Source organism: Clostridium sp. CM038, assembly GCF_055081105.1.
Map to the genome: position 1 here is coordinate 1,833,851 of NZ_CM143651.1, position 23,180 is coordinate 1,857,030.

22 protein-coding genes are annotated in these 23,180 nt (G+C 29.4%); 13 read left to right on the plus strand and 9 right to left on the minus strand.

Translation table 11 applies throughout. The features are described 5' to 3' along the window. Positions 1-162 precede the first annotated feature (162 nt). Positions 163-1,938, plus strand: a complete 1,776-nt coding sequence (locus ACWJKS_RS08275; protein WP_462960922.1) for an FtsX-like permease family protein — start codon at positions 163-165, stop codon at positions 1,936-1,938. A gap of 150 nt (positions 1,939-2,088) precedes the next feature. Next, complete coding sequence (locus ACWJKS_RS08280; protein WP_216304356.1) at positions 2,089-2,355, plus strand: serine hydrolase domain-containing protein; 267 nt, start codon at positions 2,089-2,091, stop codon at positions 2,353-2,355. Between the two features lie 34 nt (positions 2,356-2,389). Here ACWJKS_RS08280 and ACWJKS_RS08285 read toward each other — a convergent pair whose 3' ends face one another. Beyond that, positions 2,390-3,001 (minus strand): class I SAM-dependent methyltransferase, encoded by a 612-nt coding sequence (locus ACWJKS_RS08285; protein WP_216304357.1) that lies wholly within the window; start codon positions 2,999-3,001, stop codon positions 2,390-2,392. 535 nt (positions 3,002-3,536) lie between these two features. On the opposite strand from ACWJKS_RS08285, the gene ACWJKS_RS08290 reads away from it, so the two are divergent. From ACWJKS_RS08290 to ACWJKS_RS08300, 3 genes are all read left to right on the plus strand, one after another. Next, a complete protein-coding gene (locus tag ACWJKS_RS08290; RefSeq protein WP_220286835.1) occupies positions 3,537-3,701 on the plus strand; it encodes a hypothetical protein in 165 nt (54 codons plus the stop codon). A 468-nt stretch (positions 3,702-4,169) separates the two neighbouring features. After that, positions 4,170-5,222, plus strand: a complete 1,053-nt coding sequence (locus ACWJKS_RS08295; protein ID WP_462960923.1) for a tetratricopeptide repeat protein — start codon at positions 4,170-4,172, stop codon at positions 5,220-5,222. Between the two features lie 161 nt (positions 5,223-5,383). Further along, the gene (locus tag ACWJKS_RS08300) at positions 5,384-6,454 is read left to right on the plus strand and encodes a tetratricopeptide repeat protein (protein WP_462960924.1); all 1,071 of its coding nucleotides are present in this window, start codon (positions 5,384-5,386) and stop codon (positions 6,452-6,454) included. A gap of 341 nt (positions 6,455-6,795) precedes the next feature. On the opposite strand, the gene ACWJKS_RS08305 is transcribed toward ACWJKS_RS08300, so the two are convergent. Continuing rightward, positions 6,796-8,064, minus strand: coding sequence for a VanW family protein (locus tag ACWJKS_RS08305; protein WP_462960925.1), 1,269 nt, complete (start codon positions 8,062-8,064; stop codon positions 6,796-6,798). Positions 8,065-8,374: 310 nt separating this feature from the next. On the opposite strand from ACWJKS_RS08305, the gene ACWJKS_RS08310 reads away from it, so the two are divergent. Continuing rightward, entirely contained in the window at positions 8,375-9,253 is an 879-nt protein-coding gene (locus ACWJKS_RS08310) for an aldose 1-epimerase family protein (RefSeq protein WP_462961063.1), read from the plus strand. 176 nt (positions 9,254-9,429) lie between these two features. Here ACWJKS_RS08310 and ACWJKS_RS08315 read toward each other — a convergent pair whose 3' ends face one another. The 4 genes from ACWJKS_RS08315 to ACWJKS_RS08330 form a co-directional block, all read right to left on the minus strand. Next, positions 9,430-10,890: an IS1182 family transposase gene (locus ACWJKS_RS08315; RefSeq protein ID WP_462959746.1), complete on the minus strand. Its 1,461-nt coding sequence runs from the start codon at positions 10,888-10,890 to the stop codon at positions 9,430-9,432. A gap of 187 nt (positions 10,891-11,077) precedes the next feature. Next, the gene (locus tag ACWJKS_RS08320; RefSeq protein WP_462960926.1) at positions 11,078-11,218 is read right to left on the minus strand and encodes a zinc ribbon-containing protein; all 141 of its coding nucleotides are present in this window, start codon (positions 11,216-11,218) and stop codon (positions 11,078-11,080) included. A gap of 102 nt (positions 11,219-11,320) precedes the next feature. Further along, complete coding sequence (locus tag ACWJKS_RS08325; protein WP_462960927.1) at positions 11,321-12,583, minus strand: MFS transporter; 1,263 nt, start codon at positions 12,581-12,583, stop codon at positions 11,321-11,323. A gap of 12 nt (positions 12,584-12,595) precedes the next feature. Beyond that, entirely contained in the window at positions 12,596-13,048 is a 453-nt protein-coding gene (locus ACWJKS_RS08330) for a MarR family winged helix-turn-helix transcriptional regulator (protein ID WP_216304165.1), read from the minus strand. Between the two features lie 213 nt (positions 13,049-13,261). Here ACWJKS_RS08330 and ACWJKS_RS08335 point away from each other — a divergent pair, with 213 nt between their 5' ends. Continuing rightward, positions 13,262-13,942 carry a DUF5680 domain-containing protein gene (locus ACWJKS_RS08335; RefSeq protein WP_462960928.1) on the plus strand — a complete coding sequence of 227 codons (681 nt, stop codon included), beginning with the start codon at positions 13,262-13,264 and terminating at the stop codon, positions 13,940-13,942. A 334-nt stretch (positions 13,943-14,276) separates the two neighbouring features. Continuing rightward, positions 14,277-14,858 carry an RRXRR domain-containing protein gene (locus tag ACWJKS_RS08340; protein ID WP_462960929.1) on the plus strand — a complete coding sequence of 194 codons (582 nt, stop codon included), beginning with the start codon at positions 14,277-14,279 and terminating at the stop codon, positions 14,856-14,858. A 19-nt stretch (positions 14,859-14,877) separates the two neighbouring features. Here ACWJKS_RS08340 and ACWJKS_RS08345 read toward each other — a convergent pair. After that, positions 14,878-16,022 (minus strand): IS3 family transposase gene (locus ACWJKS_RS08345; protein ID WP_462959637.1). Its coding sequence is split into 2 segments (ribosomal slippage): positions 14,878-15,773 and positions 15,773-16,022, totalling 1,146 coding nucleotides; the frame shifts between segments, so codons are not numbered across the junction. Positions 16,023-16,130: 108 nt separating this feature from the next. Between ACWJKS_RS08345 and ACWJKS_RS08350 the strand changes: the two genes are divergently transcribed. Further along, complete coding sequence (locus ACWJKS_RS08350) at positions 16,131-16,577, plus strand: HNH endonuclease (RefSeq protein ID WP_462960930.1); 447 nt, start codon at positions 16,131-16,133, stop codon at positions 16,575-16,577. A 274-nt stretch (positions 16,578-16,851) separates the two neighbouring features. Continuing rightward, positions 16,852-17,721 (plus strand): methionyl aminopeptidase, encoded by an 870-nt coding sequence (locus ACWJKS_RS08355; protein WP_462960931.1) that lies wholly within the window; start codon positions 16,852-16,854, stop codon positions 17,719-17,721. A gap of 263 nt (positions 17,722-17,984) precedes the next feature. Here ACWJKS_RS08355 and ACWJKS_RS08360 read toward each other — a convergent pair whose 3' ends face one another. Together ACWJKS_RS08360 and ACWJKS_RS08365 are read right to left on the minus strand one after the other, a co-directional pair. After that, entirely contained in the window at positions 17,985-18,971 is a 987-nt protein-coding gene (locus ACWJKS_RS08360) for an ABC transporter permease (RefSeq protein ID WP_216304168.1), read from the minus strand. Position 18,972: 1 nt separating this feature from the next. Next, positions 18,973-19,896 carry an ABC transporter ATP-binding protein gene (locus ACWJKS_RS08365; RefSeq protein ID WP_462960932.1) on the minus strand — a complete coding sequence of 308 codons (924 nt, stop codon included), beginning with the start codon at positions 19,894-19,896 and terminating at the stop codon, positions 18,973-18,975. A gap of 448 nt (positions 19,897-20,344) precedes the next feature. On the opposite strand from ACWJKS_RS08365, the gene ACWJKS_RS08370 reads away from it, so the two are divergent. The 3 genes from ACWJKS_RS08370 (at position 20,345) to ACWJKS_RS08380 (ending at position 23,178) form a co-directional block, all read left to right on the plus strand. Beyond that, positions 20,345-20,503 carry an aspartyl-phosphate phosphatase Spo0E family protein gene (locus ACWJKS_RS08370; RefSeq protein ID WP_216304170.1) on the plus strand — a complete coding sequence of 53 codons (159 nt, stop codon included), beginning with the start codon at positions 20,345-20,347 and terminating at the stop codon, positions 20,501-20,503. 348 nt (positions 20,504-20,851) lie between these two features. Continuing rightward, positions 20,852-21,310: a hypothetical protein gene (locus ACWJKS_RS08375; protein WP_462960933.1), complete on the plus strand. Its 459-nt coding sequence runs from the start codon at positions 20,852-20,854 to the stop codon at positions 21,308-21,310. 200 nt (positions 21,311-21,510) lie between these two features. After that, positions 21,511-23,178: an ABC transporter permease gene (locus ACWJKS_RS08380; protein WP_462960934.1), complete on the plus strand. Its 1,668-nt coding sequence runs from the start codon at positions 21,511-21,513 to the stop codon at positions 23,176-23,178. Positions 23,179-23,180: the final 2 nt, after the last annotated feature.

The window sequence follows — 23,180 nt, forward strand, 5'->3', positions numbered from 1 at the left end:
GATATACAGATGAATTTATTTAATATTACTTTTAGAAACATAAAGAGAAATTTTCATAACTATTTAATATATTTTGTATCCATGGTATTTTGTATAATGATTTATTATACCTTTACCTCCATCGAGTACAATAAACAGGTTACAGACTTAGCGGCGGATTCTATGAAAGTAAGTACTGCTTTTAATGCAGCCTCCATTGTTATAGCAGTGTTTGTAGCTATGTTTATATGGTATTCAAACTCATTTTTTACTAAAAAAAGAAAAAAGGAAGTAGCTTTATACTCCATGCTTGGAGTTAAGAAAAAGCAGATAGGAAGAATGTTATTTTATGAGAATCTAGTAATGGGAGCGCTGGCACTTGTGGCAGGCATATTAATAGGAACGTTATTTTCAAAATTATTTGTAATGATTTTAATTCATATTATGAGCTTTGATGTAAATGTTAAATTTGCTATATCGTTAAAGGCTATTATTAGCACAATTATAGTATTTTTAGTGATATTTATTATAGCATCCGTGCATTCATATACACTAATTTATAGATTTCAGCTAATAGAACTTTTTAAATCAGAGAAGGTGGCACAGAAGCAGCCAAAAGCTTCACTAATATTGGCTCTACTTTCTATAATTTTTATTGGGACGGGTTATTATATGGCACTAACCTATAAATTTGATGATTTATCTAAATTGTTAGTTATATTAGTTAGTACAGTTATTGGAACTTATATGTTCTTCTCTTCACTTATAGTATTTATTGTTAAGCTTTCTAAGAAAAATAAGGTTAAATATTTTAGGGGCTTAAATATGATAGGTACTTCGCAGCTTTTATATAGAATAAAAGCTAATGGAAGATCTTTAGCTACTATTGCAGTGCTTAGTGCAACAACTATTACGGCTATGGGAACCGCAGCATCGCTTTATTATGATCAAGTAAATAGTATAAATAAGTTAACCCCATTTAGTTATGACTATAAGAGCAATGGCAAAACGTTAGATGAACAAATTGATCAGATCATAAATAAATATCCGAATAATAAAATTAAAAGTTCTACTAATAGCGAATTTTTAATTATAGATAGTAAATGGCCTGAGATATCAAAGATGAAAATGCAGCCATTAACAAATTCAAAATCCTTTATTATATCAGAAAGTACTATGAAAGAATTATCAAAAGCAAGAGGAATAGATTACAATATATCTTTAAATTCAGATGAAGTATTATTTTTTATGCGGATGTATTCAGATAAGATGATGGAGAATCCTGTTGGGAGGAATATACAGCTTAAAATAAAGGATAGAACAGTTCCCTTAAAAATAAAAGATTTCAAAGAGAGCCTTCTAACTAATTCAATTGATATAAATGATTCATTTATGCAAGATACCGTAGTTGTAAAGGATGAGGTTTACAATAAATTATATGATAAAGATAAGGTTATAAAAAGAAGATTTATAAATATTGAAAATCAGAAAGAAAGTAAAAAGCTTACATCAGAAATAGAAACAGCACTAGGTAGTAAAGAGGCCCTATCATCATATTATAAGAGCTACATACATACTATGACTAGTATGGGTATTATAATATTTTTAGCATCATTTATAGGGTTTGTGTTTTTGATATGCACTGGAAGTATAATATTCTTCAAACAGCTGTCAGAGGCTGGTGAGGATAAGGACAAATACGATATACTAAAAAAAATTGGTGTGAAAAAATCAGAAATAAGGATTTCTATAGCAAAGCAAATGATTTTTATATTTGCACTACCTTTAGTTGTTGGAATAACACATAGTATTATTGCATTAACAATTCTGCAAATTATGCTTAGCTCGAGCTTAGTATATCCCCTTCTTATAACTGTGGGAGTATACACTCTGATTTATTTAATATATTATATATTAACTGTTAATTCTTATTGGAAAATAGTTAATGTAAAAGCATAAAAATTGATTGGAGTATCAAATTTATACTTACATGTTGTATGGAAATCGTAAGAAAAAATTAAGAAATATTGAAACATTGTAAGAAAAATAGCCTACATACTAATAGTTGTTAGATGTTGGTAAATAATTTTAACAATTAAGCAAAATGTAATGTATATATCAAGAAGTTTAAAGTATGGTAATAAATATGTAACTGGTTTTAAAATCAAAAATGACTTTCCAAAACCAGTTACACTTAGAAATTTGTTAACTCATACTGCAGGCCTTGATGATAGATTGCCACTTTACTATAAAAGTATAGGTGATAAATTTTATGATTCTGTTGAACCCTTAGGAGAACTTTTAAAAAGAGATCTTCCACCAGTTATCAGAAAACCAGGAAGCTTATTTCCAGCATATACATTATTAATTATTTGATAAAAAATAAACTCTTACTCAGATGGAAAGTAAGTTATTTTTCGCCGATACATATATAGGTATATTTTGTTGACTTATGCCAGCTGATATTTCTAAACTTTCTTTCATTAAACATTTTTGTGATTTCAATTTCTGAATATATTCTTACATCACCACCATCACTGAATTTAATAAAAACATTCATAATCTGCCTTATTGGAGTAAACATCCACGTATCGCAAAGAATAAATTTACCCTGTGGTTTTAATACCCTATGAATTTCATCTAAAGCTTTTAATGGGTTAGGATAGTGGTGAAAGGATTCCGTACATATCACTACATCAAAGCTATTGTCTTTATAAGGTAGATTTTCCGAATCACCTTGTATTAGTTCTGCTTTTTCTTCTAATTTTTGCCTTGCGATTGTTAGCATTTCATCTGATAAATCCAGCCCATAAGCATGTATATTAGGCTTTTGTTCTAATAATAAAGCTAAAACACTGCCTGTACCACATCCTAAGTCTAAGATTGTGTCAAACTCTATTTCAGATAATACTTTTATAACGTTAGGATAACATTCTCTTGGATACTTACTATAATTACTTTCATCATATACTTTAGCTTGCATATTGAAATTTTGTTTTGATTTCTCCTTATAATCTTTCATAGTTCACCTCATTTATTATTTTTAAATAAATATAAGTAAATTCAGTCATTTTTACAAGTGTTAACTAAATTATAGTTCATTTAATTACTAATTATAACATAAATTTCAATTATAAGGGATTGAATTATTTAACAAGTGGTTCTCTGCCTTTGTAAACTCATACAATAGCTTTAACCATAGCCATTGTATGAAATTTAAGTTACAAAATTCTTATTAAAGTTTTCGGATAGGTGAACCAACTATCGAACAAAACATAGGTTCCAGGTATGGTATAAGCTACCGCTTGCTTTAGTAGGTCAATCATTACATCTGGTGATTTTTTTCAGCTGTTGCTCCGCTTAAAAGGAGTCATTTAATCTTGTGAAAGTATTTTTTCACAATCTCAGTCTATAATAGCAATTAAGATCATTTTAAATGATTTTACCTAAGTAAACGTATTAACTACCCATTTGAGAAGTTGCTAAGCCTTTGTATATCATAGTATAGTTTTAACATAGATTGAAATTATGAGATATTTTAGGAGATGAAAAAACATATGGGGTCAGATATTATAGTAGGAGTTATCGGTAGTGTATTAATAGCTATGGGGTTAATGGGATTTAAAAAAGACATGACATTACTAAAGATGGAATTCGAAGGAACAAAAATGGAAACTGAAAAAACAAAAAAATGTAATTGGCTAAAAGTATTATACGTATAATTCATAAAACAAGAAAAGTTTAGCAATTCCGCTAGGCTTTTTCTTATTTACAAATATATTTTGATTTTCTATATTTAATGTTTTAACTTATTCTGATTTTTAAGTTTTATTCTTGATCTAGTAGTTTAATAATCTCGTCTTTATCTGAATTTTTCTAACTGTTTTTTTATTGTTTATAAACATCTTCCATTCGGACATCATAAATTACTCGGAGTACAGTGCCAATTATGCTTGCCATTACAACATTTATAGCTCTAAATACATTTGGTTTTTCGGTAATAGAACCATAAATATAATTGTTATAAAAACACTAATGTTGGTAATTTTAATTAATATATAAGTATTTTTGCAGATATAACATACTATTACTTTTTTCTAAATGCTTACCATGAAAAATTTACAATATTATATATATTGTGTTTAATACAATATATTATGGTATTTAACTTTAATGAAGGGTGATGAGAAATGAATTTTATATTATGTAGTTGTGTAATTGGAATTTTTATAATAGTATTCATAGTGGTTAACTTTAGAAATAAATCAAAGAAGCCAAAATTTTCTTTAGATAAAGATGAGGACAAGATAGAAATTGATACTTTTTCAAATATTATTGTTAGTCCTATTAAAATATATAGATCTATTGGATATGCTTTTAGAGGAAATCATTATTTAAAATTAGGTAAATATAGTGATGCTTTACACGATTTATTAGAATCAATTAGACTTGTCCAACTCCCTGCGATAAACATGGGTTTAATGGGTGAGTTGTTTTGTGCAGTTAACGAATATAACAGAGCATTTAAATACTTTTCAAAAGCGGTTAACTTTAAGCCTAAGTCTAGTTCAACGCATTTATCTTTGGGGTTATTTTATTTCCGCACGAAAGAGTATAATAAAGCTATTGAAAGTTTTAATACATCACTAAAATGTAAAAACAACAAAAGAAACAAGAAAGTAATATATGCTAGTTTAGGAGTAACCTATATTCAACTAAAAGAGTATGATAAAGCTAGTAAAACTCTATCTAAATCATGGGATATAGAGCCAGAAAATTATTCGGCTTGTATAGGTTACGCTAATCTACATAGGATAAAGGGAGATTTTTTACTAGCAAAAGATTATGCTTTAAAAGCTATAAATCAAAACGCTCATGAATATGGTTTTTATAAAATATTGGCAGAAATAAATCTTATGGAGAATAACTACATAGATTTTTATAAAAATTTCAAAACATTTTTAGATAGAAAATTTTTTAATTTCGATTACGAATATATTAAAGATTCTATTTATGATAAAGTTAGAAATGAGGATGAATTTAAATCATTAATAGAAAAAAAAATGGAAAATATAACTCTCTTTAATGACCTAAATTGTTTTATAGATGATGATAAACTTCTTTCTTATAAAAGATATAAAAAACAAAAAAGTATTTATTATATAAAGATAGTATGCGTTGTGTTATTAATAATACTAGCCATATTATCAATAATAAAACTATATAAAATGGGTAAAAGCTAAGAATGAGATTGTCTTAAAAGATGATATACTAATCACTTTTTAAGATAACCTTTTTAATTTATAATAGTCTGTTGCATATGTAACAGACTATTACTATAGTCCAAGGACTTAATATAGAAAATTTACAACATATAATTGAAAGTGATAAAAGGTGATAAAAAATGAAGTTTGTTTTATTTATTTGTATAGCAGTATTAGTTGTAATTTTTATAAAAATATACATGCGTGTTACATTTAGAAATAAATTAAAAAAGGCAGCAAATTTTTCAGATAAAGGTGAAAATATTAAAGCAATCGATATTTATTCAAATATTATTGACAGTCATGGTAAAGTTAAAAGGGCTAAAGGATATGTTTATAGAGGAAATTGTTATTTGAAAATGGGTAGATATATTGATGCTTTACACGATTTATCAGATTCTATTAGAGTTGTTCAAATACCAGATATAAATATGGTATTAATGGGTGATTTTTTTTGTGCAGTTAAAAAATATAGTATAGCCTTTAAATACTTTTCAAAAGCAGTTAAATTTAAGCCTAAGTCTAGTATGACGCATTTATCTTTGGGGTTGTTTTATTATCGGACGAAACAGTATAATAAAGCTATTGAAAGTTTTGATAGAGCACTTGAATATAGACATAACAAGTGCATTATATATGCTCACTTAGGATCAACATATATTAAACTAAAAGATTATGATAAAGCAGGTAGCAACCTGTTGGAATCATTGGAAATAAATCCTGGAAATTGCACTGCTTGTATAAGTTACGCTAATTTACTTAGGATAGAGGGAGATTTTTCACAAGCAAAAGAATATATCTTAAAAGGTATAAATACAAACGCTCATGAATATCGTTTTTATAAAATATTGGCAGAAATAAATCTTATAGAGGATAACTACATAGAGTTTTATGAAAATTTCAAAATATTTTTAAATAAAAAGCCTTTAAATTTTGATTACAAAGAAATTCAAGATTCTATTTATGATAAAGTTAGAAATGAAGACAAATTTAAATCGTTAATACAAATAAAAATGGAAAATATAATTCTCTTTAATGACCTAAATTGTTTTATAGATGATGATAAACTTCTTTCTTATAAAAAATATAAAAAGCAAAGGCGGATTTATCATATAAGAAAAGTATTCCGTGTGTTATTAATAAGTCTATTTGCATTAATAATGTTATTAATAATTCTATTTGTATTTGTATTCCATTGTCTTACTGTGTAAATAATTTTGTGTGTTGTGGTCTTAATCATAAGCGAAAAACATCTGCTTAGATGTTTTTTTATTTACCGAAATTAAATGATAATATTAAAGGGTCTTTAAATTTTTTATAGAATTATATTTACATTGAAATGTCGGAATTAATTAGGAATGTTAAGAAAATAGGATTAGATATAGATTGAATTAAAAAAAGAAAAGCTTCTGTCTAGAGAAAATTTGCCTTGAATATAAAAATCCCACCAATCATAGTTTTCTCATCCTACAATTGGGGGGATTTCGCAATGACCATTTTTAGGGGTTCAGTTTATAGGAAAGGTAGGTTGTCCAACTAATATTAATATTTTCTATGAAAGTTTATCAGTATAAAGAAAGGTTTTAGACACTTGATTACCGTTCTCATATGTTATTCTAAATACATTTACTTTCTTTCCCACAATTTCATTAACAATATCATATTTTTTATTGTTAAGAATTGAATTTGAGTAGATACTAAATGTTACATTTTTGTTATGTACTGCAGATTCTATATATATAGGATAAGCAGTAGTATTTTTAAACCTATAATCGAGAGAACCGTAGGCAACTGTAGCATCCAATCCTGCACCAATATAGCTAGAATGCATTGTATGCGGATATCTTTCTACAGATGTTAAATTAGTTCTAAGTACTGCATTATAAAGTGTAGTTGAAACTTGGCATACTCCACCACCTATGCCATCTACATATTTGTCGCCTACAATTTCTTTTGATGTTTTATATCCTCGTTCAGAAGTTCTATCACCTACTACATCATTAAAACTAAAAACATCTCCCGGCATAAGTAGCTTCCCATTTATAGTATTAGAAGATACTCTAATATTTTCTGAACGATTTTCATTTGAATTTCTAAAGTTAGTTGTAACACTAGATATTTCAGCATTTATACCTTTTAAATCATTTTCTTTAATTTTAGGTTCAACTTTTTTTAATTTAGATTCGATTACTAAATTTTGATCTTTTTCAATAGTATTAACTTTGTTAATTATAGCTTTTTTTAAACTGGCAGAATCAACACTAAGACCATATTCATCTTCAGTTATAACTAATTGACCTGAATTGTTTCTGAAAATAGTTGCATCTATTGCATTTTTATTGTTGTCCTTAGCAATATCTTTAAGTAAGGTATCTAGAATGGCATAATTGTAGGTATATTTAACATCAAAAGTTTGCTTGCCAGGAGACGTTATAGCAAAATAATTTTTAAATAAATTCTCTTTTCTACCAATATCGTAAGCTTTATTAATGACAACATTGTAATCCTGTTTTATTCCAAGTTTTGATGTATGGACGGTATAGTGTTTGTCATTAAGATTTATTGTTATATCTTTTTTAGCAATAATATTATTACGATTTTTAATAATAGCATTTTTCGCTTCATCCTTAGTCATGCCACCTAAATTTATATCCTCCACCCATACCTCGGGATAGATCTTTAAGTCGTATTTTGATATAGTAGAATACATAATAATTAATTGGACTCCTATTAGAGACACAATTATTCCTACTATAATCAAGGTTGTTCTTAACCTTTTTTTTCTTTTTTTGCTTGCTTTTGACATAATATTTAAACTCATGTTTTTTGCACCTCTCCTTACAATTATTGTTTTTCGACTATAATCCGTATATTAATACATATTTTGTTGCAACTAAGTACATTATAACTGATTTTTGATAGAGAGTTATTACAAAGAAGTTACTTTTATTTTTAATTTTTTATTCATTCTACTATTTATAGTTATACTGATGTATATTAGTAGTTGATAGTTATTTTTGAATATAAAATTAGTTGTAAAGATGAAAGTATTACTTATTAATGGAAGTCCTAAGGCTAAAGGATGTGCTTATGCGGCTTTATGTAAACTAAATAATGAAAGGGTGTTTTTGATGATTTATTCTTTAGAAAATTCAACAATTAAAATAACGGCTAGCGCTCATGGTGCAGAACTACATTCAATAACTGGAAAAAAAGAAGGAACAGAGTATCTGTGGAATGGAGACCCAAACTATTGGAAATATCATTCACCAATTTTATTTCCAATAGTCGGAAAGCTAGTTGATTCAAAATATAAAATTGATGAAAAGCTATATGAATTGCCATCTCATGGATTAGGTAGGATATCAGATTTTAAATTTATATCACAAACTAATGATTCAATTACTTTTGAACTAAAATATTCTGAGGATACTATAAAAAGATATCCATATAAATTTTCTTTACTTATTAATTACACAATTGAAAAGAATACAGTTAAAGTAACGTATAATGTTATAAATTTAGATAATAAGGATATATCATTTTCAATTGGTGCACATCCTGCATTTATGTGTCCTATTGAAAAAAATGAAAAATTAGAAGATTATTACCTTGAATTTAATAAGAAAGAAACAAGTGATATTATGGAATTAACTAAAGATGCTTATTTTTCACATAAGAGAAAAGAATGTTTAAAGGATACTGATATCATGATACTATCAAAAGAGTTATTTAAAGATGATGCTTTAGTATTTGATGATTTGAAATCTGATAAAATAACTATAAAATCAAAAAATCATGAAAAGTCGGTATCAGTAGAATTTAAGGGATTCCCTTACATGGGAATATGGTCACCAAAAGGCAGAGCACCATTTTTATGCATAGAACCTTGGTTTGGACATGCAGATTATGAAGATTTTACTGGTGAATTTAAAGATAAAGAGGGCTCGATTTCATTAACTATTGGAGAAGAGTTTACATATAGTTATAAGATTTCTATTGTAGAATAATACATGCTAATAAATGCATAGGTTGTTACAAGAAAAAAATAAGCCCAAGACTAGGGAGGCCGCTGAAAAAAGCACTCTTTATTTAGTAGAGTTTTCAAGCTTGAATAGAAAAAGCATGAGATGTCCATATTTTGGATATATCATGCTTTTTATTTTATAATTAAGTTTTAAAAGCCCTATTTCCTGCTTTTCAACTTAATTATTCTCTTTAGATTCACAGTGAAGATTGATAATGCACCTTGCATTTGCATGCTAATTAAGCCTGACGATATTGCTACATCATAGCTATGTTGGTGCTTAAGTTCACTGTTTTTAGCCTCTATCATATAACGTTCCCTAGCTCGTTTTTTAAAATATTCACTTTTTTCGAACTCTATTTGATCTTTGTGAGTATTTGACTTTATTGAAACTGAATAAGTTTTAGATTTAGCGCCTTCTTTATAACACCCATCTTTATGAACACAATTTTTACACTTTTCTACATTAAAATAGTAGGTTAGCACTTGATTTTTACCAACATTCTTCTTTCCCTGTTTTGCTTTTTTAATAGCCATATGACCTGCCGGACATACAAATAAACCAGCATCTTTATTAAACTCAAATTCATCTTCTTTTTTTCGCATTCCTTGTGAAATTACAGGATTTAGTCTTGAAATTAATGCAATTTTATTTTCTTTTGTATATTCTAGGTTTTTCTTTTCAGAATAAGCTGTATCTCCAATTACTTCATTTACATCTATACCAGCCTCACGGCTTTTTTCTATTAAGGTTATGAGCTCCTTTCCATCACTTTTTTCGCCAGTTGTAATAACAGCTGCTGTAATTAAACGTTCTTCACTCATAGCAAGGTGTGATTTATATCCAAAAAAAGAACTATCCTCAGTTTTATGCCCCACTTTTGCATCCTCATCTTTTGATATTTTTAGATTTTCTAAGTCATCATTAATAGCTTCCATTAAGTAGTTTAATTTAGTTTTCACAGCTGGATTTGCTGCAGTTTCTGGCTTCTCGTTTATGGTATCAATTAATAATTTGCAGTACTCAAGAATATCTTCAAGTACTCCAGTTGTAACTTTATTAGGTAACTCTTCTTTAATACCAGGATGTACTCCGTACAATGTTTTTCTTAAGTTTTTTGCACGTTTCAATAATTCCTCGCTTGCTGACTTTTGGTTATAACGTGACTTGGTATGCGTAGCATCAACTATTATTGCTTTACTTTTTAAAACTCCCTCTTTTATAGCAAGTTCTACAGTCTTGTTTATTAATAAATCCAATAAATTCATGTCTTTAAGGCGAAGCTTTCTAAATTTAGTTAGTGTACTTGAGTTTATTAAATTTGTTTCTTCTGGGGCTAAATTTAGAAAATATTTAAAGGACATGTCATAAAGAGTTCTTTCAACAACATCTTCATCAGACAATTCATATATTACTTTCAAAAGTAAATATTTAAATAGCATTATGGGGTTAATAGCACCTCTACCCATAGATGAACTATAGTTAATCATCAATTCGTCATAAACAAATGAAAAGTCAACAAGGTCATTAATTTGCTTTAAAATGTTATCTTTCGGAATAATTAACGAATATAAGCTATGGTATGTATTTATTTTTATTTCCAATTGTCCTTTTAGCATAATAGTTTAGCCCCTTTTATTTTATTCTACTATACTAATTCGACATATCTTTTAAAATTCCTTTTTGTTTTTTAGTCTTTTATATAAAAAAATCGCCATCTTTAATTAGATGACGATTTTTCATATAGTTTTTCAGTGGCCTCAGACTAGGGCTTATTTTTTTCTTGTATTGTACCATTATTTTATGTTAAAATTTCCTATAGTTTGTTTTTTTACATTTAGGACAGGGAGGTAAAGTATCAGTATTATCATCTAATACTACTTTTTGACCGCAAATTTTACAAATATATGTACCATTTCCAGGTTTTTCACCAGTTGAGTATTTCATAAATAATTCACCTCTTTTTTTTATTAAATTATAGTTAATATAATTTTAGCATAGTAGAATTATTTTAACAATACTAGAAAAGGAAGTAGCAATAGCTTTAATTTATACGGATGCAACTTTACCATTTTTTCTAAGTTTAGACCAAGTAACAAGTAACAATATCAACATTATTGCAGAAATACCTGATAATATGAAACAAGTGTTAGCACCGTATTTTTCAGCCACCCCCCCTGAAAGAAGACTTCCAAGGGGGGTGAATCCAGCAAATACAAGTGAATATACACTCATAACTCGTCCTCTGTATTCATCCTTAGAATTTAGTTGTAACATTGAATTTGCAGTGGTGGAAAAAAACATATTAAATATTCCTGTTATAGCTAAACTTAAGGCAGTAAAATAATATAAATTACTTATACCTGTAAAAATTAACATTATGCCAATTCCAATAGAGCTACCAATCATAAGAATTTTATTTGGACCATTTTTGCTTTTAAAAGACATGAGAAGTGCTCCAATGAGGGAACCTGCTCCAAGTGCAGATAGTAAAATTCCATAGGTTTTTTCCTGCATATGTAGTACGTTTTTCGTAAATACAGGTATCAAAACGTTGTAGTTAAAAACGAATATTCCCATAATGCTAATTAATATCAAGGTTTCGAGTAAGATAGATTTGCTTTTTATATATTTAAGGCCATCCAATATTTCTTTAAGCATCCCTTTTTCAGAAGTTTTCTTTCTAACATAATTGATTGCTTCAATATGGACCAGTCCATAGATAACTGCCATAAAACTAAAACCATTTAATAAAAAACACCATCCTGCTCCGAGATATCCCATGAGTAGAGCTCCAATAGCCGGTCCAATAATTCTTGCTAAATTAAAAGTGGCTGAGTTTAAAGCAATGGCATTCATTAAATCGTCCTTTCCTACTATTTCAACATTAAAAGCTTGCCTAGTTGGCATATCTAAAGTATTACAAAATCCAAGACACAAAGCTAAAGCTATTAGATGTTCATACTTTAATGTATTCGTAAAGACTAAGGCAGACAATATAAAAGCTAATATCATCGATACGCTCTGAGTGAAAATCAGTATTTTTTTCTTTGGAAACTTATCAGTTAGTACCCCCGCAAATAATGAGAAAAAGGTTATGGGTAAAAACTGCATTGCTCCGACAAGTCCAAGTAAAAATGGAGATCCTGTCAGAGAAAGTACTAGCCAAGATTGCCCTATATTTTGTGTCCAGGTACCTATTAAAGAAAGACACTGACCCATCCAAAAATATCTATAATTTTTATGTGTAAGAGCATGAAAATTATTGTTAATAATTCTCTTAGTATTAACCACTATATTAATTTTTATCATCTCCTAATGAGCTTAATCATCTTTAGAATAATCATGTGTGAAAGTTGTAGCATTTTCTCCCATCCTTTCGAGTAATGCTAACGATGTTTTCTTTTCATCTTCACTAAATCCTGAAAATAAAATATATATCCAATCCATCATGGCTTTTCTAACCAGAGGTTTTATTTTCAATGCTTTCTCTGTAAGATAAACATTATATGCTCTTTTATCTTTTGCATCTATTTTTCTAATGATATAGTCATCATCTTCCAGCTTTTTTATAGCCTTTGCTGTGGTACCTTTATCAATTTTAAGGTAATCTGATAATTGTTCCTGACGTACTCCATCTTTTTTATATAATGCATTTAAAAATGTATATTGACCCTTACTTATATTATATGGCTTAAGTTGCCTTCCTACGTATACATGACCATTTCTATGTAAAAGAGAAATCCATCTTCCTAATGAGTTCATATTTTTATTCATTGTCGTATTCCTCCTAAATTAGTTGCAATCCCTACTAATTATATAATAGAGCAATATAGTTGTGAGTGCAACTATATTTTATAATAGTAGTGAAGTATGATTTAATTATAGAGATTTAAAATTTAAAGGCAACCTATAGTTGACAAAAATGTTATGTTTAATTGGTAGCAATATGGTTGTTTTATTAGTAGACTTATGTAGGGGTGATTAAAAATGAGTTTTCAGGAACAATTGCAAATCCTTAGAAAAGGAAAAGGATTATCACAAGAAAAATTAGCTGAAATGTTAGGTATATCAAGACAAGCAGTTGCAAAGTGGGAAGTTGGACATTCATATCCTGACATTGCAAGACTAATTGCATTAAGTGATTTCTTTAAAGTGAGTATTGATAAATTAGTTAATGATTATGAAGAAAATTGCCGTTTATGTATAGAAGAGAATAAGGTTGCTTCTATAAATGAAAAAATAATAGAATTTTTACGTACAGCAAAGAGATCTACATATGCAGGAAAGGGTGCCGAGATCCAATCTTCAAGACCTAATTCACATGATTTAGAGTATGTAGAAGGAAATCTAAAATATATTGATACCTATTTAGGGGGAGGGCAATTCGCAGGAGAAGAGGCTTTATGGAAGGATGATATTCCATTTTGGTCAATGAATTATACAGGCAGAATTATAGGGGAAGGATTTTCAGGAAACTTTTTAAAAGAAGCCTTGAGCTTAGTACCAAAAGAAAATCCATATCGTGGACCTATGGTATATCAAAATGGACAATATAAATATCATTGGATTGTTAATGGAGAATTTAAATGGTTTCAAGGATATGAGGAAATTTATTTTGATGATACAAAGGTATATGAGTGCTTTTTTCATGGTGGAACTATTAAATAATAGATTAATACTAATATAGGAGCTACTAAACTGCTTAAAAAATCTAAACAATTTCAAATAAAAGTGAACATATTTAGTTGTTCATGCAGTGAACGTTGCTTTCAAGCTTAAGTGAGTGTAGCATCTGAAAAGATTGTAGCACGATGAACTACGTGAAATGACAGGTTAAAGACGTACCTTTAGATGTACTTCAGTCTGATGCTCTACGATAATGAGGAGAAAAATAATCTAAGATTTTGCTACGGCTTAATTATGATTAGACACACCGAAATTCAGTGCACCATCATTTTACATTGGCAAGAAGAAAAATTTCCCGTAAGGAGGTTGACTAGAAATGGTCGAATATTCATTTGTACTGGACTTAGCTGGCAACAGACTAAGCCCATGCAACAAAAATAAAGCTTATTACCTTATTAGAAATAAAAAAGCAAAAATGCTTAATAAATTTCCGATGGTAATACAATTGTTTAAAATAGTTAAGGAGAATAACAATAATAAAACTAAAACCTATCTTGGAATTGACGATGGGAGTAAACATGTTGGACTAGGAATAATCCAAGATTGTAATAACAAAGTAAAACCAATTTTTAAGGGGACTATAGAACTTAGACATGACGTTTCTAAAAAAATGGCTATAAGAAAAGGGTATAGGACATATCATAGATATCATAAAAGGTATAGAGAAAAGAGATTTGATAATAGGAAATCATCTAAAAGAAAAAGTAGACTTGCTCCAACGATAATGCAAAAGAAACAATCCATTTTACGAGTTGTAAACAAAATAACCAAATGGATTAAGATAGATTCGATATATTTAGAAAATGTGTTAATAGACATACGAGTTCTAACTGAAGGTAGAAGGCTATACAAATGGCAATATCAAAAATCTAATAGTGGATCTATGTCAATATCTTAGACATAAAAAGTCGAACTTTTTATGAAGCCTTTTTAGCCAAATCTTCACACTGTTGAGGAGTAATATATCCAATACTACTATGTATCCTTTTTATATTGTACCAAGCTTCTATATATTCAAATATTCCTAATCTTGCAGCATCATAATCAAAATATTTAACATGGTAAACTTCTTCTTTTTTCAATGAGGCATGAAATGACTCAATGCAAGCATTATCATATGGGCAACCTTTGGCACTAAATGAGTGTTTAATAATTTTAGTGCTCTCTATATATTCTTTAAAAGCGAAGCTTGTATATTGGCATCCCAAATCGCTATGAAGTATTAGAGGCTTAGTTGGTTTTTGTAGCTGTATACCATTTTTAACAGCTTGTAGGGCTAATGTAGTATCAATGAATTTAGCCATAGCGTGACCTATTATTTTTCTGCTATAAAGATCCATGACTGATGCTAAATAGCACCAACCATCTTTAATAGTATGGATGTAAGTGATATCTGTTACCCACTTTTCATTAACTGTAGTAGCTGTAAAATCTCTCTTTAAAATGTTTTCCTGCTCTATTATTTTATTTTTAGATGAAGTTGGTCTATATTTTTTTACTATTAAAGATCTTATCCCCAATTTTTTCATCAATCTTTGTGTTCTTTTTAAACTAATAGTTATCCCCAGTGCATTTAGTGATTTATTTATTTTAGGAGCCCCATATCGATTTTTGCTTGTGCTGTGGATATTTATAATTTCTTTTTCTATATTCTTGTTTTCAATTTCTCGCTTGCTTGGTTTCTTGTGTAAATAATTGTAATAAGAGCTTCGTGCAACACCTAAAACCTCACACATTAGTTTGATATCATGATATTTTTTGTTGTTAGTAATGAATTCAAATACAGTAGTTATTTCCTTGCGAATATACCCATTGCTTTTTTTAATATTTCAACTTCTTCTTCAAGCTTAGCATTTTTCTTTAATAAGTTTTTGTATCCTTCTGCAGTTAAAGTTATATTTTTATCCACAGCTATTGGCTTATTTTTATTTATCCAACCTGTTACCGTTGATTTTGAAAGGGCATATTCACTGCTTAACTCTGCTAAGCTTTTTCCAGAGTTATATAGCTCTACTATTGTGTTTTTAAATTCATCTGTATATTGTTTTTGACCTCTTGCCATTATAAACACATCCTTATCTTATTTATATTTTAATGTGTTCGGCTTTCCGTGTCTACAATATTATACTAACACCATAGACTGGATAATAACATTAGGATAGCGGCACTCATGAGAGATAACTTTACTTGTGTTGATTGTGGTTCTAAAGAAAATGTACAAGAACACCACATTAAACCAAGACGTGCTAAAGGAGCCGACAGCATACATAATGTTGTAACATTATGCAAGTCATGTCACACAAAAACCTTTGGCAGAGAAATCGAGTTAATAGATCAATATTTAGCTATAATAAAAGGTAGAAAATTAAATCTTAGTGATGCCTTGCATGTTATGCAAGGTAAAAAAAATTTACAAACTGAACTTAAGAAAATAGCCCCATTATATTTAACTACGGGTGGTGATACTGCAAACCATAGAAATGATTGGGATATAGAAAAAACACACTCAAATGATGCTTTAGTTATATGTAAAGTAGATATCAAAAAAAATAATATTGATATCAAAGACTGGCAAATATCACCTTTACGTAAAAATCTAAGGGTGACGCGGAGCTAATTGTAAAAGGATTTAAGCATAGAGATTATGTAAAGTATACCAAGAAAAATGGAACCGAGTATATTGGATATATTACAGCATTATACCCAAATAAAAATCAATTTAACATGACACAAACAAATGGTGAGATATTAAAAAGATATGGTCTAAAAAGCTTGAAACTATTATCAAGACCAAAATGTATACGGTGGATATAATATTAAAAATAAGGAGGTGAACTGGTTAATTAAATCAAATGTACAATTATGTTCAGATTTAATTAACCAGGATGTACATGATTTTAAATAGAAATGATAAATGCTGGTGTGGAAGTGGACTAAAATATAAGAATTGCCATTTGGACTTTGATAAAAAGCTAGAAAACTTGAAGAAACAAGGCTGCATAGTTCCAACAAGAAATCTTATTAAGAGCAAAGAGCAAATTGAAGGAATAAGAAAAAGTGCTAAAATTAATAATGCTCTTTTAGATTTAGTTAGTGAGAATATTAAAGAAGGAATGACTACAGAGGAAATTAATAAACTAGCTCATGAATATACAATATCTCATGGTGGAATTCCAGCTACTCTTAATTATGATGGATTTCCAAAAAGTATTTGTACATCTATCAATGATGAAGTGTGTCATGGAATACCAAGTAAAGATGTAGTACTTAAAAATGGTGATATTATAAATGTCGATGCAACTACTATACTTAATGGATATTATTCAGACGCATCAAGAATGTTTATGATAGGAGAAGTAAGTAATGAAGCTAAGAAGATAGTAGAAATAACTAAGGAATGTTTAAATAAGGGAATAGAATCAGTAAAACCTTGGGGCTTTTTAGGTGATATAGGGGCAGCTATTCAAGAATATGCAGAAAGTAATGGATACTCAGTAGTTAGGGATTTTGGCGGACACGGAGTTGGGCTAAATATGCATGAGGATCCATTTGTTTTTCATTTTGGTACTAGAGGAACAGGTATGATTTTAGCACCAGGAATGGTATTTACGATTGAACCAATGATAAATGGCGGAAGTCATAAAATATATATAGATGAAGATAATGGATGGACAGCGCTTACAGCTGATGGATCTCTTTCATCACAATGGGAGCATACACTTCTTGTAACTGAGGATGGTATAGAGATAATATCTAAATAAATAATAATCAAATCATCTCCTGCGGAGTTGCAATATTAACATTAGCAGAACATGGTGGTTATTAAAAAAGCTCTGATTTTCTTAAGAAAATCAGAGCTTTTTAGGAGAATCTAGGTAGAGTACGATTACCAGTTAAATCATCACCTGCGGTGCTGTAATATCAACGACTTCAGAAGGAGATTTATACTCCCCCTAAAGTTTTTTCTTTGTTATAGTCCATAACCCCATCTTATAGAAGAGGGAGACTTTCTTCTGAAATGTCGTTAAATATCGCGTTTCTCAAAAACTAAAAAACCTGCAGCGCAGAATATAACAGAATATATAACTGATACGCCAATAGCAAATGCAAGTGTTGTACCAACGACGAATGATCCGTTAACAATAAAGTAAGTAAAATCAGACAATCCAAAAGGAAGATATTTACCCCAGCTGAAATAGGATGAGAATATTTGGACCATATAACTACCAGCTAAAAGCAAGAATAAAGAGCATCCGGTTGCAATTGAGCGTGAACGAGATATTATTGAAAGTGCAAAAGCTACTAATACATACACAAGCACAGTAAGAAAATTAAGGCCATAAATAATAATTGTTTTTAGTACGGCTGGTATATATATTATTTTGGTACTCGTCCACATCATTTCCTTAGCACCCATGCCATTGAAACCGAAATATATACCCAGCAATATAAAGTTTAACAAAAATGCTGTTACCAAAAGTACAAGACCATAAAATAATGTAACAATTAGTTTTGCAGTAAGAATTTCAAACCGTTTATAAGGCCGTGATATCATCATTTTCATTGTACCCTCTGAAAATTCACCTGCAAATAAAGCTGAACATGCTATTATTAAAAGAAGTGCAATAATTAAACTATATGGAACATATGAATCAAACTTTGTGATTCTTGTCCAAATGCTGTCTTTGGATTCTGGCCTGATATTGTTAACAATGCTGTATTCATCTTCAGCTATGCTTTTTTTCATATTTCCTATGGATGCTGACGTTTTATCTGTTTTTTCAATTTGCGTTAGAGCAGCTTTTTCTACCGGAAGATTTGCCAGTAAGTCCTGTTTCCAATTTTCGGAAATTTTTGTAGTAGTTGAACTATTATGAGACACCTTGTGATATTTATAAATACTCGTTGCCGCTATTACAATTACAATCATTATGAGTAACATTATTTTTGTAGAAAGTCTTTTCCAAAGTTTTGTATTTTCTAGTGAAATAAGTGTAAAAAAATTCGCCATGTTATTTTTCCTCCCCTGTAAGCTTCATAAATACATCTTCAAGTGATTGAATCACTTGTCTGTCCATAGCGAAAATAGCTATGCCTGCAGAAGTTAATGTTGTAACTACTTCTGGAACACGATTTTTGGTTGTTTCAATATGTAATCCACCTTCCAAGATGCTGTTACTTATATTAACGCTTGTTAGAAGTGAAGCTGCTTTTTCATTATTATCAGATTCTAATGTCAGAACAGTTTTATCACCCTTTTGTGACATGTTAAGGAGTTCGTCAATGGATTTTACCGTTATAATTTTCCCCTTATTAATTATACCAACACGGTCGCACATCTGCTGCATTTCACCTAATATATGACTAGATACAAGCACCGTAAGACTAGTTTCTGATGAAAGCTTTCGAAGTAGCGCACGCATATCTTTAATTCCTGCGGGATCAAGACCATTTGTAGGCTCATCAAGTATAAGAAGTTTTGGACTATGAAGTATGGCCTGAGCAATACCTAGACGTTGCTTCATACCTAACGAATAAGTTTTCACCTTATCATTTATTGCCCGCTCTAAATCCACAATTTTCACTACTTCATTGATTCGAATCTCATCTACATCTTTATATATTTTAGCGAATAGTTTAAGATTATCGAGTCCAGACATATAATTATACATATCCGGATTTTCAACTATGCACCCAATGTTACGCATTGCTCCTTTGAAATCTTCTTTTACTGAGCATCCATCTACATAAATATTTCCCTCAGTAATTTTGGATAATCCAACAATCATCTTAATAGTAGTGGATTTTCCAGCGCCATTAGGTCCAAGAAAACCGAATATTTCTCCTTTTTTAAGTTCAATGGAAATATCTGAAACGATTGTACGTTTACCAATTACTTTTTTTAGTTTTTCGATTTTTAATACTTCATTAGCCATAATATGCCCCCTGAATTTTTTTCATTTCTCATCACTATAACCATAGTATACTCCACGAGCTGCTAACACTCAATGTCGCTACACTTACAAATAAAAAAGTTATCTTACTATTTTGTAAGAAAGCCCATATTTACAGTTATTAGTTAAGAAAGTAAAAATAGACTAAGGACACTCGAAAGGGTGTCTTTTCTTTTACATTAAATCATCTCCTGCGGAGCTGCATATTAACGACTTCAGAAGGAGATTTACCCCTTTGTAGCCCTCTGGAGTAGATAACAATTCTCAATTGTTATCCCCCCACTGAAGTTTTCTATTTGTTAGGGTAAGTAACTCCTACTTATAGAAGTGGGAGACTTTCCTTCTGGAATGTCGTTAAAATATGGGTTACATAATGGCAGTCAAACCTCTGCCAATTTTCGCTATAATTGGTAGAGGAAGGAGGGAAATTATGACACAATTGGATGAAATATTACAAAAAATTGAAAAACACAGAACTTTATTGCATCAGTTAATGGATGAAAAAGAAACCTTAACTGATCCCAGATTAGTAGTACTTAGTCAAGAGTTAGATGAACTACTAAATGAATACGATAAGCTATTAGATTAAATTTAATAGCTTATCGTATCAAATCAATTAAGGAGCCTAAGGGCTCCTTTTCATATTAAACCCAGTAACAATTATATGAATGAATCGTAATATATGGTAATATTTTAACAATGGCATAGTTAAGTTTCCTTCAAGAAATATATCTCATGAAAATGTGATACATAGTAACAAAATATCAAGCAAAAATGAAAGCGTAAAAGTGGAACTTTCAGATATTCATTTATAATTTTGATGTAGTCGGGTGAAATATTTGTTGAATAAGTATTATTGTAAGATTTCATTAATAATTTAAATATATTTCTTTAACTTTTCTTATGTATTATATAATTAAAGAAAGGATGTGTTTAGATGTGGCTTAAAAAACTAAAAAAGAAAAAACTTCAATGTTTTTTAATAGGAGCGTTATTATTTTTATCCTCTTTAATATTTACAAGTAGTTTGTCTATGTTAACTTCTATTCAAGGGTATATTAATAAATTTTATTCTAATGATAAATTTTACGATATAATTTGTTATAACGCTAATGAAAGTTCTACAAATGATGTACTTAAGTGGGGTAAAAATAATACAGAGGTTAATGATGTTAAAGCTACTGAGGCGTTCACTTCTGGTAACGACCTTTATCACAATGGTGTAAATTTAAAGATTTCAATGTACGATGTTGTTCCCATAGAAGATAGCAAAAATATTCCATTTGGACTAACTAAGGGTAACTCATCAAATAATGACAGTTGTCCTAAAAAAGGTGAAGTGTGGATTACTAAGATTCTAGCAGAAAATAATAATATTCACCTTGGAGATACTTAACCATAAAAACAAAGACAAAGGACGTTACTTTAAAGGTTTCTTCCTTAATTAATGACTCTCTTGAGCCATCTTCTACTATTGGTATAATTAATCTATATACCAATAAGAATAGTGAGCAGGAATTCTCTTCATTAAGGAAAGCATCATTAATTTTTATAGATGTTAAAAGTGGGACTAATGTAGCTAATGTAGAAAAGGATTTGACGGGGGCTATAAAAGTTGGTGGCTTTGTATTTGATAAAGATTTATTAAGCTTAAGTTCAACGATGGCTTCTTCTATGATAGGTGGCATTGCAACCTTAGCTTCAATTCTAGTGTTTATTGTTTCAGTGCTTCTTATGCGATTTATTTTATGGAATAATATTTTAAAAGAATATAAATCTATTGGAATATACAAAGCTCTTGGTTTTTCTAAAAGAGATATTCTCAAATTTTATATTATAGGTTACTCAATAATTGCATTTATTGGAAGTATCCTTGGAGCGCTGTGCAGTATTCCTATATTAAATTATACAGCCTCGAAAGTTTTAAAGTATATTGGTGATTTTAAAGGTGTAAGTATTAATGCATATGTTATTTTAGCTACAGTAATTTTATTTACATTAGTGGTGATTATTAATCTGTATTTTGTAATTAGAAGAACTAATAAGATTACCCCAGTGGAGGCTCTTAGAACAGGGATTGCATCTTCAAGGAGAAAGTTAACAAAGTCATTGATCAAAGATAATATATCTTCCTTAGCCTTTGCAATAAACGATATGTTTAAATATAAAAAGACTACTGCCTTTATCACATTAACATTAACATTATCCCTAACACTGGTATTGATATTTGGTAATGCAAATGGATCTATGTCAAAGATGAAGGAAAATGCTCCTATTTGGTTTGGACTACCTAAAAGTGATGTAGCCATTAGTGCTCCGCAAATGGTTAGACAATCAGAAGGTTTAAATAAGGTTTTGAATGATGTAAAGAAGGACAATAGAATTAAAAATTATGTTTATGGATCTATGATGCTAACGGATGTAGTAGAACTTGATACTAAAAAATACCCTATAAAGAGTACACTTTACGATATATTTGTGATGAATTCTTACACCAGTGATTTAGGCTTTACTATCATAGATGGGCATAATCCCAAAAATTCTAAAGAAGTAGCTGTTTCTTCAAAAATATTAAAAGATGCAGGGTTATCCGTAGGAGACTATATAGAACTATCTATAAATAATAAAAAAGACTCCTATTTAATAACAGGCGCTTATAATTCAATGATGCAAAATGGATATGGTATAAGAATATTAAATGCTGCAATAGAAAAGGAGATTCCAAAATTTATAGGCAGTGAAATTTTTATAACTCTAACAGCTGGTACAGATATAAAACAATTTAAGAAAGAGATTAACAATATATATCCTAATTTAGATGCCAGTGACATTCCACCTGCAATTAAAGATGTCATAGTATCTATCCCTGGAACAGTACTCCCTATTACCAATTTATTAATTGTGGTATTTATAGCATTTGGTGCAATAACGATATTAAATATTATCATAATCAATATTAGGGATAATAGAAGAAACTTTGGAATAATGAAGGCACTAGGATTTACATCTAAAGAAATAAGAAACAGATATCTATATAGGGTATTAATCCTAACATTATTTAGCACAATTATAGCTATCATATTTAATTTAACGCTAGCAAGACCTATGATTGCTGCAGCAGTTAGTAAATTAGATGTGTTAATAATATCTCCAATAACAATGTTACTACTAATAATCACTATGGTTATTTTAATATTAGTAACAACACTTATATGCTGTAACTCTATAAAAAATACTAAGATTACTGAATTAATGGAGGAGTGATT